Annotated in this window: 15 protein-coding genes; 14 read left to right on the top strand and 1 reads right to left on the bottom strand. The window is 37.6% G+C overall.

The window, feature by feature from the left end; genetic code table 11:
* Positions 1 to 51 precede the first annotated feature (51 nt).
* Genes pcrA through recN form a run of 9 tightly spaced genes read left to right on the top strand, consistent with a single transcriptional unit; the run spans position 52 to position 11,008 of the window.
* Complete coding sequence (pcrA, locus tag LEGAS_RS06590; RefSeq protein ID WP_013231772.1) at positions 52 to 2,295, top strand: DNA helicase PcrA; 2,244 nt, start codon at positions 52 to 54, stop codon at positions 2,293 to 2,295.
* 46 nt (positions 2,296 to 2,341) lie between these two features.
* Positions 2,342 to 4,387 (top strand): NAD-dependent DNA ligase LigA, encoded by a 2,046-nt coding sequence (gene ligA / locus LEGAS_RS06585; protein ID WP_013231771.1) that lies wholly within the window; start codon positions 2,342 to 2,344, stop codon positions 4,385 to 4,387.
* The gene (locus LEGAS_RS06580; protein WP_013231770.1) at positions 4,384 to 5,526 is read left to right on the top strand and encodes a CamS family sex pheromone protein; all 1,143 of its coding nucleotides are present in this window, start codon (positions 4,384 to 4,386) and stop codon (positions 5,524 to 5,526) included. Before ligA ends, LEGAS_RS06580 begins: the two co-directional genes overlap by 4 nt.
* A gap of 57 nt (positions 5,527 to 5,583) precedes the next feature.
* Positions 5,584 to 6,870, top strand: coding sequence for an exodeoxyribonuclease VII large subunit (gene xseA / locus LEGAS_RS06575; protein WP_013231769.1), 1,287 nt, complete (start codon positions 5,584 to 5,586; stop codon positions 6,868 to 6,870).
* On the top strand, positions 6,863 to 7,087 hold the full coding sequence (locus LEGAS_RS06570) for an exodeoxyribonuclease VII small subunit (RefSeq protein WP_013231768.1): 225 nt from the start codon (positions 6,863 to 6,865) through the stop codon (positions 7,085 to 7,087). The genes xseA and LEGAS_RS06570 overlap by 8 nt, the downstream gene beginning before the upstream one ends.
* Positions 7,080 to 8,009 (top strand): polyprenyl synthetase family protein, encoded by a 930-nt coding sequence (locus tag LEGAS_RS06565; RefSeq protein ID WP_010389170.1) that lies wholly within the window; start codon positions 7,080 to 7,082, stop codon positions 8,007 to 8,009. Before LEGAS_RS06570 ends, LEGAS_RS06565 begins: the two co-directional genes overlap by 8 nt.
* Positions 8,006 to 8,848, top strand: a complete 843-nt coding sequence (locus LEGAS_RS06560) for a TlyA family RNA methyltransferase (RefSeq protein ID WP_010389167.1) — start codon at positions 8,006 to 8,008, stop codon at positions 8,846 to 8,848. The genes LEGAS_RS06565 and LEGAS_RS06560 overlap by 4 nt, the downstream gene beginning before the upstream one ends.
* Positions 8,841 to 9,296, top strand: a complete 456-nt coding sequence (locus tag LEGAS_RS06555; protein WP_013231767.1) for an arginine repressor — start codon at positions 8,841 to 8,843, stop codon at positions 9,294 to 9,296. The genes LEGAS_RS06560 and LEGAS_RS06555 overlap by 8 nt, the downstream gene beginning before the upstream one ends.
* A gap of 35 nt (positions 9,297 to 9,331) precedes the next feature.
* On the top strand, positions 9,332 to 11,008 hold the full coding sequence (recN, locus tag LEGAS_RS06550; protein ID WP_013231766.1) for a DNA repair protein RecN: 1,677 nt from the start codon (positions 9,332 to 9,334) through the stop codon (positions 11,006 to 11,008).
* A gap of 65 nt (positions 11,009 to 11,073) precedes the next feature.
* On the opposite strand, the gene LEGAS_RS06545 is transcribed toward recN, so the two are convergent.
* Positions 11,074 to 12,381: an NCS2 family permease gene (locus tag LEGAS_RS06545; RefSeq protein WP_010389162.1), complete on the bottom strand. Its 1,308-nt coding sequence runs from the start codon at positions 12,379 to 12,381 to the stop codon at positions 11,074 to 11,076.
* Between the two features lie 349 nt (positions 12,382 to 12,730).
* Here LEGAS_RS06545 and LEGAS_RS06540 point away from each other — a divergent pair, with 349 nt between their 5' ends.
* The 5 genes from LEGAS_RS06540 to rsmD all read left to right on the top strand — a co-directional run bounded on the left by LEGAS_RS06540 (position 12,731) and on the right by rsmD (position 16,611).
* A complete protein-coding gene (locus LEGAS_RS06540; RefSeq protein ID WP_010389161.1) occupies positions 12,731 to 13,405 on the top strand; it encodes a 2,3-bisphosphoglycerate-dependent phosphoglycerate mutase in 675 nt (224 codons plus the stop codon).
* A 29-nt stretch (positions 13,406 to 13,434) separates the two neighbouring features.
* Positions 13,435 to 14,511 (top strand): glutamyl aminopeptidase, encoded by a 1,077-nt coding sequence (gene pepA, locus LEGAS_RS06535; protein WP_013231765.1) that lies wholly within the window; start codon positions 13,435 to 13,437, stop codon positions 14,509 to 14,511.
* Positions 14,512 to 14,517: 6 nt separating this feature from the next.
* Complete coding sequence (locus LEGAS_RS06530; RefSeq protein ID WP_013231764.1) at positions 14,518 to 15,702, top strand: FtsW/RodA/SpoVE family cell cycle protein; 1,185 nt, start codon at positions 14,518 to 14,520, stop codon at positions 15,700 to 15,702.
* Entirely contained in the window at positions 15,699 to 15,986 is a 288-nt protein-coding gene (locus tag LEGAS_RS06525) for a YlbG family protein (protein ID WP_010388362.1), read from the top strand. Before LEGAS_RS06530 ends, LEGAS_RS06525 begins: the two co-directional genes overlap by 4 nt.
* A 67-nt stretch (positions 15,987 to 16,053) precedes the next feature.
* Positions 16,054 to 16,611, top strand: coding sequence for a 16S rRNA (guanine(966)-N(2))-methyltransferase RsmD (gene rsmD / locus LEGAS_RS06520; RefSeq protein WP_013231763.1), 558 nt, complete (start codon positions 16,054 to 16,056; stop codon positions 16,609 to 16,611).
* Positions 16,612 to 16,621: the final 10 nt, after the last annotated feature.

The raw sequence follows: 16,621 nt of genomic DNA, 5'->3' as shown, positions 1-16,621 counted from the left end.
TATAAAATCTGGTATAATATGTAGAAGTTAATTTACACTTTAGGAGCACACATGTCAGTAGAAGAACTTATTAGCGGAATGAACGATAAACAGGCCGAAGCAGTCCAAATCACGCAAGGGCCACTTTTGATTATGGCAGGCGCTGGTTCAGGTAAAACGCGTGTTTTGACGCATCGCATTGCACATTTAGTGCAGGATTTAAATGTCTTTCCGTGGCGTATATTAGCCATTACATTTACTAATAAAGCAGCAAAAGAGATGCGAGAGCGAATTAGTTCGTTATTGTCGGAAGATGTTGCACGTGATATATGGGTATCAACGTTTCATGCACTAGCTGTGCGTATTTTGAGGCGTGACGGAGAAAGTATTGGTTTAGCCCGTAATTTCACAATTATAGATACGAGTGCGCAGCGCACCTTAATGAAACGTGTGATTAGTGATTTGAATCTGAATACCGATCAATATGATCCACGTACCATTTTGGGTATGATTTCAAACGCTAAAAATGATATGCTACGGCCAAATGATTACGCAAAACAAGCAGACAATGCATTTCAAGAAACGGTTGCAGAGGTTTACACCGCATATCAAGCGGAGCTAAAGCGTTCACAAAGTGTTGATTTTGATGATTTAATCATGTTAACGATTGATCTATTTCAGTCTTCTCCTGAAGTGCTTGAACGTTATCAAAAACAGTTTGAATATCTTCATGTTGATGAATATCAAGATACAAATGATGCGCAATATACAATTGTTAATCTGCTGGCAAAACGTTCGCAGAATTTAGCTGTGGTTGGTGATGCAGATCAGTCTATTTATGGCTGGCGTGGCGCTAACATGAATAATATTTTGAATTTTGAAAAAGATTATCCGACCGCACATACTGTGATGTTAGAACAAAATTATCGTTCAACACAAAACATCTTGGATGCTGCAAATGCCGTAATTAATCATAATAATGAACGTGTTCCTAAAGAACTATGGACACAAAATGGTAAGGGCGATAAAATAACGTATTACCGTGCACAGACAGAGCATGATGAAGCGAATTTTATTTTATCAAATATTTTAAAAATGCGATCCGAAAGTAAAATGGCGTATAGTGATTTTGCCGTTTTATACCGTACGAATGCGCAGTCTCGTAATGTTGAAGAATCTTTGGTCAAAGCAAATATGCCATATACTATGGTGGGTGGTCACAAATTCTACGAACGTAAAGAAATTTTAGATATTATGTCGTATATGAATTTGATTACAAATCCGGACAACAACGCAGCATTTGAGCGCGTAGTTAATGAACCTAAACGTGGAATAGGAGCGACTTCGTTAATACGTTTAAGAGAATTAGCTAATCGCTTAAATGTTTCTTACATGACAGCCATTGATAGCATTGAACTTGCGCCAGAAATTTCAACTCGAGCAGCTACTAAATTTTTAACTTTTGCAGAAATGATGCATGAGTTGCGTCAACAATCAGAATTTTTAAATGTGACAGAACTTGCTGAAATGGCTATGACAAAATCTGGTTATCGTCAAATGTTAGCTGAAAAAAATGATCCAGATAGTCAAGCAAGATTAGAAAATTTGGAAGAGTTTTTATCTGTGACGACGGAATTCGATGGTAAGTACAATTCAGAAGATCCAGAAGCAGTGGATCCAATGACCGATTTTCTAGGATCAACAGCCCTGATGAGTGATTTAGATGATTTCGAAGAAGGTGATGGATCAGTCACCCTAATGACATTACATGCGGCTAAAGGCTTAGAATTTCCAGTTGTATTTTTGATAGGCATGGAAGAAGGCATTTTTCCACTTTCACGATCACTAATGGATGAAGAACTTCTTGAAGAAGAGAGGCGTCTAGCCTATGTTGGCATTACCAGAGCAATGAAAAAATTGTTCATGACGAATGCTTTCTCACGTTTACTTTACGGGCGAACGCAGATTAATGAAGCATCACGTTTTATAAATGAGATTTCACCAGAGTTACTTGAGTCACAACAAGGACTAACATACACTGAAAATAATCGCGCTATGCCATTTGATCGCAAAAGACAAATGGCGACAGCTACAACTTATCAATCAACACCGGTGACGAAAAAAATAAGTGGCACTACCGGTGGCGATAGTGTTGTTTGGCAGGTGGGGGATAAAGTTTCACACAAAAAATGGGGAACAGGGACAGTTGTTTCAGTGGCTGGTAGTACAAATGATCAGGAATTGAAAGTAGCCTTCCCATCTGAAGGTATTAAACAATTATTGGCGGCCTTTGCACCAATTACAAAAATGGATTAAAACCAAGCAATTGTGCCAAATGAATCAAGCTAGATTAGGAAAAATTATGTTACCAGAATTAAAACCAATTGAAAAGTTATCGAGAGAAGCAGCTCAACACGAAATAGCCAAATTACAAGATGATTTGAGACAATATGGTATAGCTTACTACGAGCAAGATGCACCAATAGTAGAAGATTATATATATGATGCGCTGTATGCGCGCTTAGTTGCGTTGGAAACTGTATTTCCGCAGTTCATAAATCCTGATTCACCGACCCAAAACGTTGGTGGGGCAATGACTAAGTCTGGTTTGGAGAAAGTTGTACATCCAGCACCAATGTTATCATTAGGGGATGTTTTTAGTTTAGAAGAGCTTGACGAGTGGGACTCACGGACCACTAAATCGTTAGGTTTTCAATCAGATTATAATCTTGAACTTAAAATTGATGGCTTGGCAGTCGCATTAACATATGTTTCTGGCAAACTTGTGCAAGCGTCTACTCGTGGTAATGGTACAATTGGAGAGGATGTAACAGCAAATGTGAAAATGATTAAGGCAATTCCACAGGTATTGAATGAACCAATTACTATTGAAGTTCGCGGTGAAATTTATATGCCAAAATCTAGTTTTTCGACTTTAAATAAACAAAGAGAGTTGGATGGATTAGCCCCTTTTGCTAATCCGCGTAACGCTGCTGCTGGATCATTGCGACAATTAAATGCGAAAATTATGAAGCAACGTAATTTATCTGCCTTTGTGTACTATACAGCCGAACCAGATATTTTGGGAAGTACAACACAAAGTGATGCTTTGAAGCGATTTTCATCGTTGGGGCTACCTACAGATACACATAACCGTGTGATGACCAAAATGGCGGACATTAATAATTATATAGCTGAATACACTGTTACACGTGATAATTTAGCCTATGGTATTGACGGCGTTGTTGTCAAAGTTAATCAGTTAGATGATCAACTTGATTTAGGTAATACGGTTAAAATTCCGCGTTGGGCCATTGCCTACAAATTTCCGCCAGAAGAAGCGCTGACCGTTGTGCGCGCTATTGAATGGACGGTTGGCCGAACTGGGGCAGTTACACCAACAGCTGTTATGGATCCTGTTCAACTTGCCGGTACTACGGTACAACGGGCTAGTTTACATAATCCAGACTACCTTAATGAAAAAGGTGTTAGACTAGAAGATACAGTAACATTGCATAAAGCTGGTGATATTATTCCAGAAATTGGCCAAGTTATTTTGTCCAAAAGGCCAACTGGTAGTGAGGCATACGAAATACCAGTTTTTTGTCCTGCTTGCCAATCAGAACTGGTACATATTGAAGGAGAAGTTGCTCTTAGATGTATTAATCCGTTTTGTTCAGCGCAAATACAGGAAGGATTGACACATTTTGCTTCACGCAATGCAATGAATATTGAGGGAATGGGGCCAAAGGTTATTGAGCAGCTATTGAAAGCAGATTATATTAAAGATGTGGCTGCTATTTATCGTTTGACGTCAGAACAATTATTTTCATTAGATAAATTCAAAGAAAAAGCGGTGAATAATTTATTGATGTCAATTGCACGTTCGAAAGACAATTCACTTGAAAAATTATTATTTGGATTGGGAATACGGATGGTTGGTGCTAAGGCGGCGCGTGTTCTTGCTGGAAAATTTAAGAATTTACAGTCAATTGCAACGGCAACGACTGAAGATATTGCTAATATTGATGGTATTGGAGACAGAATTGCACGATCAATTGTACAATATTTTGATATGCCAGAATCAAAGCAATTGTTGCAAGAGTTAACAGATGCTGGTGTTAATCAAAAATATTTATCTGATGTTGAAATTGATGAAAACAATTTTTTCTATCACAAAAGAATTGTTTTAACGGGTAAACTTGAAAAAAATAGTCGTTCTATGGTCACAAAATGGCTACAAGATCATGGGGCAAGTGTTTCAGGGGCTGTATCAGCAAAGACTGATTTACTGATAGCAGGTGAAGCTGCGGGTAGTAAACTGCGAAAAGCAAATGAACTAGGTGTGCCGACATGGACAGAACAAGAATTCATTAGTGCGCAAGTAAAAGAGGAAATTGATAAATGAGACGTATAGGTTTTCGCGGGTATATGGTAATTGTAATTGTAATTGTGGCGCTTGCCATTGGCGGACTGTATTTTTTTAATATGAATCGTGTAGCACCTACAGCAACGAATAAAGCAAATGGTGTTCAAATCACACAAAGAGCATCTGGACAATATCAAACTGTGATTAAAGATGGCCGTTATCTAGTCAGTGCTGCGCGAGGAATTACTGCAACTTCTGAACCAAATAGTTTAGATGTCAAACATTTTGAATCAAGTTTGTTAGATTTATCAAAAACGCAATTTAAACCTAGTCAATATATTTTTCAAGAAGGTCAGTATTTATCATCAGATACTGTTAACAATCTATTAGAGCGGAAAAGTAATAACAATCCAAACGGGTTAAACCCAGAAGATAATGGTAAAACTGATTCATCGCGTAATCCTATATATGTTCAAACCTTGACAGAACAAGATTTTATGACTAAGTCAGGCAATAATTTAAAATTGTCTGGAATAGTTGTTGGTGTTGCAATGAACACACAAGATGAGTATCAAAAAGAGCAGTATGGCACGACTTATAAGCAAGAAATTTCTGAAGCTGACAGAGTAGCCTATGGCAAGAAAGTAGCACCAAAAATTATTAAACAAATTCGTCAGCAATCGGGTGTATCAGACAATACACCAATTGTTGTTGCAATGTATGCCAACTCAGCATCTGATTCGTTGGCGCCGGGTGGCTTTTATGCTGAAGTAAAAAGTACACAAGGAACTGACTTATCCGAATGGTCTGATATTAGCGATAAATCAATTGTGTTACCCAAAGAAGCAACTGATACATCAAGTTTAGGCAATGACGAAAATAATGGTTTTGCTAATTTTAAAAATGATGTGTCAAACTTTTTCCCAAATATCGCTGGTGCCACTGCAGTTGCAAACTTTAAAAAAGGCACATTGTCTGGGCTTAATGTGACAGTTACGACACAATTTTATAGTCAAACAGAAATTGATAGTTTTACAACATATGTGTCACAATCAGCTTTAAAATTCTTACCTGCTAATGTACCAGTCCGCATTGTGATACAAACAGCTAATGAACTGCAAGCTATACTTATTCGCAATGCGAATGATAAAACATTTTCGACAACAATTCTGGATTAAGCATAGTACTACGCTATGCTTTTTTGTATATATGCATAAAAATGGTATAATTTAACTATGTCTGAAACAAGAAAATATTTGACAATTAGCGCGTTAACTAGCTATTTAAAACGTAAATTTGATGCTGATCCTTACTTAGAAAAAGTTTATCTTACAGGTGAAATTTCTAATATGGGTCGACGTCGTGGCCGACACTTGTATTTTTCAATGAAAGATCCAAATGGTGGGGCTGTTATTTCTGCCGCGATGTTTTCTTACGCTAACCGTTTGAAATTCGAGCCAGAAGAAGGCATGAAAATTAATGCCATCGGTCGTGTTCAAATATACGAACCAAGTGGAACTTATTCAATAATATTGGAACAAATGACACCAGATGGCATTGGTGAATTGTTTTTGGCTTATGAACAGTTGAAGAATAAATTATCTCAAGAGGGATTATTTAATTTACCCAAAAAGAAGCTACCAACATTTCCTAAAAAGATTGCTGTTGTCACGTCACCAACTGGTGCTGTCATTGAGGATATTACACGTACTGTACAAAGAAGATATCCAAGCGCTCAGATTGTTCTTTTCCCCGCAGTGGTGCAGGGTGAAAAGGCAGCGGCGACAATTATTCAACAAATTTTACGTATTGATGAGTTAGGGGATTATGACACGCTGATTGTAGGCCGAGGTGGTGGTTCAATCGAAGACTTATGGGCCTTTAATGATGAAAAATTAGCACGTGTGATTGCTGCAGCACGAATACCAATCATCAGTTCTGTTGGGCATGAAACAGATAATACGCTGGTCGATTTTGTTGCTGATCAACGTGCTGCTACACCGACAGCTGCTGCAGAATTATCGACGCCCGTTACTCTTGAACAAGTGATTAGTCGTTTAAATGAGTTACAGATACGATTGAATTTACGTATGAAGCAACTAGTGGATGTTCGTCGTCAACGTGTTGAACGCATCACGCAGCATATTATTTTTCAGCAACCAGACCGGTTGTATACAGGTTATAATCAACGTGTTGACCAATTATGCCATACGTTAACACAAGTTTTACAACAACGTCTTAAAACAACTAAACACCAGTTAATGCTTCTTTTACAAAGACAACTACAAGTGAGGCAAATATTGTTGCGACAACCCCAGGAACATGTACAACTCATGGCAGCAAAGTTAGATTTAGTTAGCCCACTGAAAATATTAAAACGTGGCTATGTTCTCATTGAAAAAGATTCACAGGTGGTACGCACGATTAATGACGTTCAGAGAAATGATACGATCGATTTACGTTTTTCTGATGGTATGGCAAAAGCCAAAATTATAGAAACGAGTGATTTAAAAAATGAGTGAAACGAAGACATTTGAAGAAAAATTACAACAATTAGAGGATATTGTCAGTCAACTTGAAAAAGGTGATAGGCCATTAGAGGGTGCCTTGGCTGACTTTCAAAACGGTGTTGGCTTAGTGAAAGAGCTACAAGGCACTTTAAAAAATGCAGAACAGACATTAGCTAAAGTAATGGATGATAACAATGAATTGACTGATTTGGAACAAACAAATGACTAAATTAACAGCTTTTCAGTCGGAATGGTTACCAAAAATTGAACAACAATTGAAACAGGATTTAGGAGTAGCATCACGCGATAGCGATTTTTCCGAAATGATGTCATATGCTGTTTTGAACGGTGGTAAACGCCTACGCCCAATGTTAACATTAGCGGTAGTAGCAAGTTTTGGCCAAAAAATAACGCCAAGTATTTTGAAAGTGGCAACAGCAGTGGAATGGGTGCATGCTTATTCATTAGTGCATGATGATTTGCCAGCAATGGATAATGACCTGTTTCGTCGAGGAAAGCCTAGTGTACATGCACGATATGGCGAGGCAGAAGCAATTTTAGTAGGAGATGCTTTACTCACAGGCGCTTTTCATGTAGTTAGCAGTGCTAATAGTACTGACACAGAAAATGAAAACATTGCCGCAAAAGAATTATTATTATTGTCGCAGATGCTGTCTTATCATGCAGGTGCTTTTGGCATGGTTATTGGCCAAGTTGAGGATATGAAAAATCATCGCCAAGAAGCAAAAATTGATGTCAATTGGTTATTAAATGATGTTTACGCGCCTAAAACAGCAGCATTACTAGGATTTTCCGCGATAGCCGGCTCACGATTATCCCATGTGAATTCTAATTCTGTGGCAGATAATAGTGAAATAGCGATATCTACGACGAATTCGGCACTACTAACATTTGGTACCGATTTTGGCATGGCCTTTCAAATTCAAGATGATTTAGACGATTTAGACCAAGACGATGTAGAAAAAATCACCTCATTACCACATTTGATTGGTATTACAGCAGCTAGCGAGAAACGTGACAAATACCTTACACATGCACGACAACTATTGACTGATCTTGCAACACGGGATTTAACATTTGACCGAACACTATTGGATGATTTTTTGAACGTCATTGGAGATGATATATGAGTGCCATAGAAAAAGAACGTGTTGATATTTTGCTGGTTCAGCAAGGTTTATTTGATTCACGAGAACAGGCAAAAAGAGCTGTTATGGCAGGAGAAATTCTGGGTGAAAATGAAGAGAGACTGGATAAAGCAGGTCAAAAAATACCAGTTACAACAGAATTACATTTTAAAGGTGAAAAACTGAAGTATGTGTCACGAGGCGGATTGAAGTTGGAAAAAGCTTTAAACGACTTTGACATTACAGTGCAAGATAAGATTGTTTTAGATATTGGTTCTTCTACAGGCGGTTTTACTGATGTTGCTTTGCAAAATGGTGCCAAATTGGTTTACGCATTAGATGTGGGAACGAATCAACTTGTGTGGAAACTGAGATCAGATGATCGCGTTAAAGTAATGGAAAACACAAATTTTCGTTATTCAAAATTAAATGATTTTAAGTTTGGACAGCCCAATTTTGCAACAATTGATGTGTCTTTTATTTCATTAGGACTGATATTACCACCACTAGCAAGCATTATTAGTATGGGCGGGCATGTTGTCGCGTTAATTAAACCACAATTTGAAGCAGGACGTGAAAATGTTGGTAAAAATGGTATTATTAAAGACCCATCAGTTCATAAACAGGTACTCCAAAAAGTTACGCAATTGATGATTCAAGACGGTTTTTCAATTAAAGCTTTGACCTATTCTCCCATTAAAGGTGGGCAGGGGAATATCGAGTTTCTTGCCGTTTTAATACGTGACGATTCACCTAGTATGGCTGACAACATCAATATTGAACAACTCTTAGCGCAGACGTATGCACAACTAAATCATACAGAAAGCCAAGCCAATGATTAAAAAAACGCGTCAAAAAGCATTGCTAGCATTAATTCAGCAACAACAAGTAGGTCGCCAAGAAGATATCGTGGCACATTTTGAAACATTAGGTGAAACTGTCACGCAAGCAACAATATCACGGGATATTAATGAATTGGGACTTATTAAAATTCCTAATGCACAAGGTGGATTTCATTATCATCTACCAAAACAAGATGATCGTCCCTATCTGCAGCGTTTACGACGTGCCTTGCAGCAGTCATTTCTGAGTCAACGTGCACAACGTGGACAAATTATATTAAAAGTACAACCGGGCAATGGGCAGCTTATCGCTAATTTACTTGAGCAGGTGAAGTTTCCAGAAATTTTTGGCACGTTAAGTGATGATGGCTCTGTACTCGTATTATTAAAAGATGGTGTTGTTGCATCTCAGATGACTAATACAATTCAAAAATTATTAGAAAAATAAGCGAAAGAAAATGTGCGTAATAGTACATCATAACTATGTTAGAAAATCTTATCATTGAAAATTTTGCTATTATCGAAAAAGTTGCGCTACAGTTTGATAGTGGTATGAGTGTTTTAACAGGTGAAACAGGTGCTGGAAAATCTATTATTATTGATGCACTTTTGATGCTCACAGGCGGACGTGCTAATTCTGAAATGATTCGCCATGGTAGTAAAAAAGCAATCTTGCAAGCTGTTTTTAGTGTACCTAAAAATAAAATTTTAATTGATAAACTCATTGAAAACGGTATTGATATTGATGATGGGGAGTTAATTATTTACCGAGAGCTCAAACATAACGGGCGTAGTATGATACGTATCAATAGTGTATTAGTTAATTTAAAAACGTTATCAATTATTGGTAGATATCTGGTTGATATTCAAGGGCAAAACGATACGCAACAATTGTTAAATCCCGAAGAACATTTACCTTTATTGGATGCTTACGGTGATGAACAATTATTGGTAACAAAATCTGCCTATCAGCAAATTTTTCATGAGTTTCGGGCAATTACACAACGTATTCGAAGAATTCAAACGTCTCAACAAGAAATTACGCAACGGTTAGATTTATTGCAGTTTCAGCAACAGGAACTAGAAGATGCCGATTTACAACCGAATGAAGAAAATGATCTGCTTGATGCACGGGGTAAGCTATTAAATTATAAAAAAATTGCGGACCGTTTACAAAATGCACAAATAGCGCTTAATGGTGATCAGGGTGGAGCTGTTGATCTTTTGGCGGAAGCCATGCAAGCATTACAAGAAATTGCTGAGTATGATGACAATTATGCTGAACTAGCTCGAACGATAGCAGACAGTTATTACACAGCACAAGAAGTAAGCCGCGATGTCGATGAACAGATGAGTGACTTGACTTACGATGAAGCAGAACTGCTACGAATAGACGAGCGGTTGCAATTAATCCATTCGTTAGAACGTAAATATGGGACAACAGTTGCTGATGTGCTAATATTCAAAGATCATGTTGATAAAGAATTATCCATGGTAGACAATGATGAATTAGATGTTGAAAAGCTTCAAGTGACGCAAAATGATTTAAGACAGGTTCTGCGTAAGCAAGCGATTAAGCTGCGTGAAGCGCGACAAAAAGTGGCACGTGGTTTGGAACAGGCCGTTAATCAACAATTGAATGAACTTTTGATGGCCGGTGCAGAGTTTACAGTACATTTTGAACAAATTGAAGGCTTTATTTCTTCTGGTACAGATAAAGTTGAATTTCATGTGCAAACTAATGTGGGTGAAGGGATGGCGCCGCTCGTTAAAATTGCCTCTGGTGGCGAGACAGCACGATTGATGTTAGCTATCAAAACAGCTTTTACAAAACAACAGCACATTATCTCTATTGTATTTGATGAAGCGGATACCGGTGTTTCCGGGCGTGTTGCACAAGCAATTGCTAAGAAAATGTTGACCATTGCTGCTGATTCACAGGTACTTGCCATTACACATTTACCACAAGTTGCAGCAGCAGCAGCACATCACTTTCTCATTGCTAAAACAACTGAGATGGATCGTACAGTGACACAAGTGACAGCACTTGATGAACCTGGGCGTGAACGTGCAATTGCTATGATGCTATCTGGAGATAATATTACCAAAACGGCTTTAGCAAATGCACGAGATCTTCGAAAGCAAGCATTAAAGTTGTAAAATATACAAATTAAAAGCTATTCATTTACTGAATAGCTTTTAATTTGTATATTTTTTATTTAATTTTAATGAGCGACAATGACTAAGAATAGAATGAATAATATGGCTAACGCATACATTAGCGGATGTACTTTTTTACCACGACCAGTTGTAATCATTGTAATAGGGTATAAAATGAATCCTAAAGCAATACCATCTGAAATTGAGTAGGTAAGTGGCATGCCGATAATAATCAAGAATGAAGGTGCAGCAATGGCTAAGTCTTCCCATTCAATTTGACGTAAGCTTTTAGCCATCAAAACACCAACAACAACTAATGCGGGTGCAGTAACTTGTGACGTTACGACACTTAGTAATGGTGAAAAAAACAAAGCTAACAGGAAGAATAGGCCTGTAAAGACACTAGTTAATCCAGAACGACCGCCTACTGCGATACCTGATGATGATTCAACATAAGCAGAAGTTGGAGACGTACCAATAACAGCACCAACCGTCATACCTACGGCATCAGCCATCAAAGCTCGTCCAGCACGAGGCATTTCATTATTTTTCATAAAACCAGCTTGTGTGGCTAATCCAATCATTGTACCTGCTGTGTCAAAAAACGTTACCAGCAAAAATGTAATCACAACCGTAATCATTTGCAAAGAATTAATATCGCCAATATGCATCACACTAACGCCAAAGGTTGGTGCTAATGAAGGGACTGGCGAAATGATTGTAGTGGGCAGTTTAATTAAACCAAATGCAATACCAACAATTGATGTGGCAACCATACCAATAAAAATAGCAGCGGGTGTTTTACGTGTCAATAAAATAAAAGTAAGGATAATACCAAAAATTGACAAAAGTGAGGTTGGCGTTGTTAAATTACCCAAAGACACCATGGTGTCTTTATTGGCAACAATTAAGCCAGCATCATGTAGGCCAATAAAAGCAATAAATAGACCAATACCTGCTGCAATAGCTAATTTTAAGTTTTGTGGAATAATATTAATAATTTTTTCACGAATCTTAAAAAATGTTAGAATCAAAAAGATGATCGCAGCAACGAAAACCCCTGCCATGGCTGTTTGCCATGGTACCTTCATACCAATAACGACAGAATAGGCAAAAAATGCGTTGACACCCAAACCTGGAGCGATGGCAATTGGATATAAAGCAACAATTCCCATAAAGAGTGTTGCAACAGCTGAAGCAACAGCTGTTGCAGTAAAGACGGCACCTTTATCCATGCCAGCAGCACCTAATACAGAAGGATTGACGAACAAAATGTACGCCATTGACGTAAATGTTGTCAAACCAGCAATGAATTCAGTACGAATTGATGTATTCAATTCGTCGAGTTTAAAATAATTTGCAATCGCAGACATGACTGCCTCCCAAAAATATAGTAACGTTAGACGTTCTACTTAATTTTATCAGTATAAAAGATGAATTAAAACATGAATATTCATTTTATGGGGTTAAATTATAAAGTATTTAATCAAAAAAAGACATGAAAGCGGTTCAAATACGAACGAAAATATCTTAGTGTTCGTCTTTTATTGATGGTTATGGTAACATACCTAAAAAGTGAGTGACTGTTGTGTTGAAATCAGCATACTTTGACATGACAGAATAGGTAAACAGGTGCAATTACTTTTTTGGACGAGGTCATTGGTAATTTATTTAATTTTTAATGTTATAATGGAAATAACATTGATTTAAGGAAGTTAACTTATGGTTGCACAACTTGTATTGGTTCGGCACGGCGAATCGACAGCTAATCGAGATAATGAATTTACTGGTTGGACCGATGTACCTTTAACCTTAAAAGGTCAGCAGCAAGCCAAGCGTGTCGGTGAAATTTTAGTACAAAAACAGTTACTTTTTGATAAGGTACATACATCCTATTTACAACGTGCGATTACAACAGCCAATATTGTTTTGTTTGAAATGAATCAGTCTTGGGTACCAATTAATAAAACATGGCGATTAAATGAACGTCATTATGGTGCACTACGTGGGTTAAATAAAGATATGGCGCGATCAAAATATGGTGTTGAAGCAGTTGCCTTATGGCGCCGTAGCTATACAGATGTGCCGCCACTGTTGGAAAAAGTGGTATCAGACCGACGTTATCCTAATAGTATTGAACCACTTGGTGAGAGCTTAGAAATGGCAAGTCAACGGATGCTACCTTACTGGCTAGAAGTTGTGGTGCCTGAATTACGCGCTGGCCATAATCAATTGATTGTGGCTCATGGTAGTACATTACGCGCATTAATAAAATATTTAGAAAAAATTAGCGACAATGATATTGATGGTTTGGAGATTGGTAATGGCGAGCCAATCTGCTATACGTTCGACGAAAAATTTAATATGAGTGAGCGCCAATACTTAGAATCAAATTAACGCGTTTTATGACAAAAAGGAGAGCAATTTTGAACGCTAAAACATGGGCACGAGTCCAAAAATATACGGAATTACAAGGCACGTCAGGACAAGAACAGACAATTCGCAAAGCTTTTCGTGACGAACTATTACCATTAGTTAATGATATTAAACAAGATGGTTTAGGTGGCGTGTTTGGTGTTAAAAATAATAGTGATCTCCATGCACCGCGTGTCATGTTTGCAGCGCATATGGATGAAGTAGGCTTTATTGTAACCAATGTATTGCCTAATGGTACTTTGAAAGTCGCGGCTGTTGGTGGTTGGAACCCAACTGTGATTTCATCACAACGGTTTACACTCTTTACCACAAATGGTGCTTATCCGATTGTATCAAGCTCTGTTTCGCCACATTTGTTACGAGGACGTGATAGTCAAATCACACTACCAACAGTGGATGATATTTTATTTGATGCTGGGTTTGTAGACCAGGCAGAAGCACATGCATTTGGTGTTTTTCCAGGCGATTTTATTGTACCAGAAGTGGCAACAATTATGACTGCAAATAAAAAACGTGTCATCTCAAAAGCATGGGATAATCGTTTTGGAATGGTCACTATTTTAGAGGCATTAGATGCTTTAAAGGATGTTCAAACGCCTAACACGTTAATTATGGGTGCTGATGTTCAAGAAGAAGTTGGCCTTCGTGGTGCACATGGTGCGGTGAATTTAATGAAACCGGATGTTTTTTTTGCAATTGATTCCAGCGCAGCCGATGATGTAAATGGTAGTGTGGGCCGTCAAGGTATACTAGATCAGGGAACGCTTTTACGTGTATTTGATCCTACCGTTGTGTTACCACTTCGTTTAAAAGAATTTTTACTGTCGACGGCAGAAGATAATCATATTCCGTACCAGTATTTTGTATCAAAGGGTGGGACAGATGCTGCAGCAGCCCAAAGTGAACGAACAGGGATACCTTCAGTGGCATTAGGTGTTGCCTCACGATATATCCACACGCATCAAACGATTTGGTCAATTTCAGATTTTGAAGCAGCAAAAGATTTTGTTATTGCGATTGCGAAAAATCTAGACGAAACGAATTTAAAAACAATTTTAGGTGATTAAGTTTGCATGTTTAAAAAATTACGAAAATTAGATTATTGGATAGCTGTACCGTTTGCAATTCTTAGTATGCTAGGTATTGTGATGGTTTTTTCAGCAACTCAGGGAACGACAGCAGCCCTGAGTAATTTTATTAAACAAGCAATTTTTGTTGTGATAGGATTAATAGGCGCATTTTTTTTATATCATTTTAATCTTAGAAAATTACAAAATGCAAAGTGGATGCGTAATATTCAACTTGGTGTTATTGCGGCACTAATTATTGCTAGGTTTGTTATGCCACCTGTCAATGGTGCCCATGGTTGGATTAATTTAGGCCTCATAACGCTACAACCAGCTGAATTCTTGAAATTAGCTATGATTCTTTATTTTGCGAATTTTTTTGCTAGGCAACCTTGGCAAAATCATGTACCATTAAAATTACAACCAGTGAGTCAACTAAATGTCTGGGGATTGCCATTAGCAGGGCTTGTACTAGTTATTTTAATGCCGGATAATGGTAATGGTTTAATCATTATATTAATTTTAATGGCACTATTTTTAGCCTCTGGTGTATCAAGGCGTGTCATCGCTGTAGTAGCGGCTTTAATGGGTTTGGGATTTGGCTTTTTGCAAACATTGATTAGATTTGCCAATCATTTTTTTAACTTAACAAGTAGTGATCACTACGCTATTGCACGATTAACGAGCTTTGTTAATCCATGGGATCCAAATTCAGTTGACGCGAGTCGACAACTACTCTATGGTTATTATGCCATTGCACATGGTGGTATATTTGGTGTTGGTTTGGGTAATTCACTTATTAAACCTTATTTACCAGAATCAAATACTGATTTTATTATGGCGATAATGACAGAGGAACTAGGCGCGATAACAACGGCATCAGTACTTGTGTTAATGTTAATATTAATTGGTCGAATGATAATTTTGGGTATTCGGCAAAAAAGTCAATATGCGCGACTGGTATTGTTTGGCGTTGCAACGCTGTTATTTGTGCAAGTACTGATTAATTTGGGTGGTGTAGTCGGCATTTTGCCAATTACAGGTGTTGTTTTCCCGTTTATTTCTGGTGGCGGATCATCTTATATTGTTTTTAGTGCAGCAATTGGTTTGACTTTAAATATTGCTGCGACACAAAAAAAACTAGTCGCTATTCACCCAGCAGACATCATTGCTAGAAAGGATTTAAAATGACATTAGAAATACAACCGCGTCGTGCTTTGTATGTTTATTTAAAAAACAATCGGCATGCAACACAATTAAAAAAATTCGGTCAATTAACTTATGTTTCTCAAAAAATGAGTTTTGCCATGATTTACGTTGATGATATTGACGTTGATCAAAAAATCGAAAAAATTAAACAGTATAAATTTGTTAGAGATGTTTTACAATCACCACGTCCAGATATTGATCCGGATTTGGGTGACATGCATGATGATATTTTCTTTGAAAACTATGATGAGGAGAGCGTAAATTGACGTATAGCTGGAACTAGTAATCTAAATTAATGTTACTAGCAGTAGCGACAATACGCGTATTGATACGATGCGAGTGGTAGCTGGCCGATTCCGTGGCACAAGATTAGAAGCGGTTGTGGGTGATAAAACACGTCCCACAACTGATAAAGTGAAAGAAGCAATGTTTAGCATGCTGATGCCATACTTAGATGGTGAAGAGGTACTAGATTTATATGCCGGAACGGGGGGCCTTGGTATTGAGGCTGTGTCTCGTGGTATGGGACATGCAACTTTAGTTGACCGCCAAGTTCAAGCGATTCAAGTGATTCAAAATAATATTGAAAAAACACATGATAAAGAGGCCTTTACAGTCTTAAAAATGCCATCTCAGCAAGCACTTCAAAAATTTTCTGAAGAAAAAACGCAATTTGATCTTATTTTTCTAGATCCACCATACGCTAAAGAAACACTTGATGCAGACATGCATTATATGGTAGATCATCACTTATTATCCGATGGTGCCATAATTTTAGCTGAGAGTAATGATGTAGCAAATTTACCAGTTGAAAATGATACATTTGAAATTATACGACAAAAACAATATGGTATAACTGTTGTCACGATTTACCAATACAATAGTTTATAACGAGATTGAC

The sequence above is a fragment of the Leuconostoc gasicomitatum LMG 18811 genome (genome assembly GCF_000196855.1).
GTDB lineage: Bacteria > Bacillota > Bacilli > Lactobacillales > Lactobacillaceae > Leuconostoc > Leuconostoc gasicomitatum.
The sequence above is the reverse complement of the archived record's forward strand: the minus strand, read 5'-3'. Positions and strand labels throughout refer to the sequence as shown.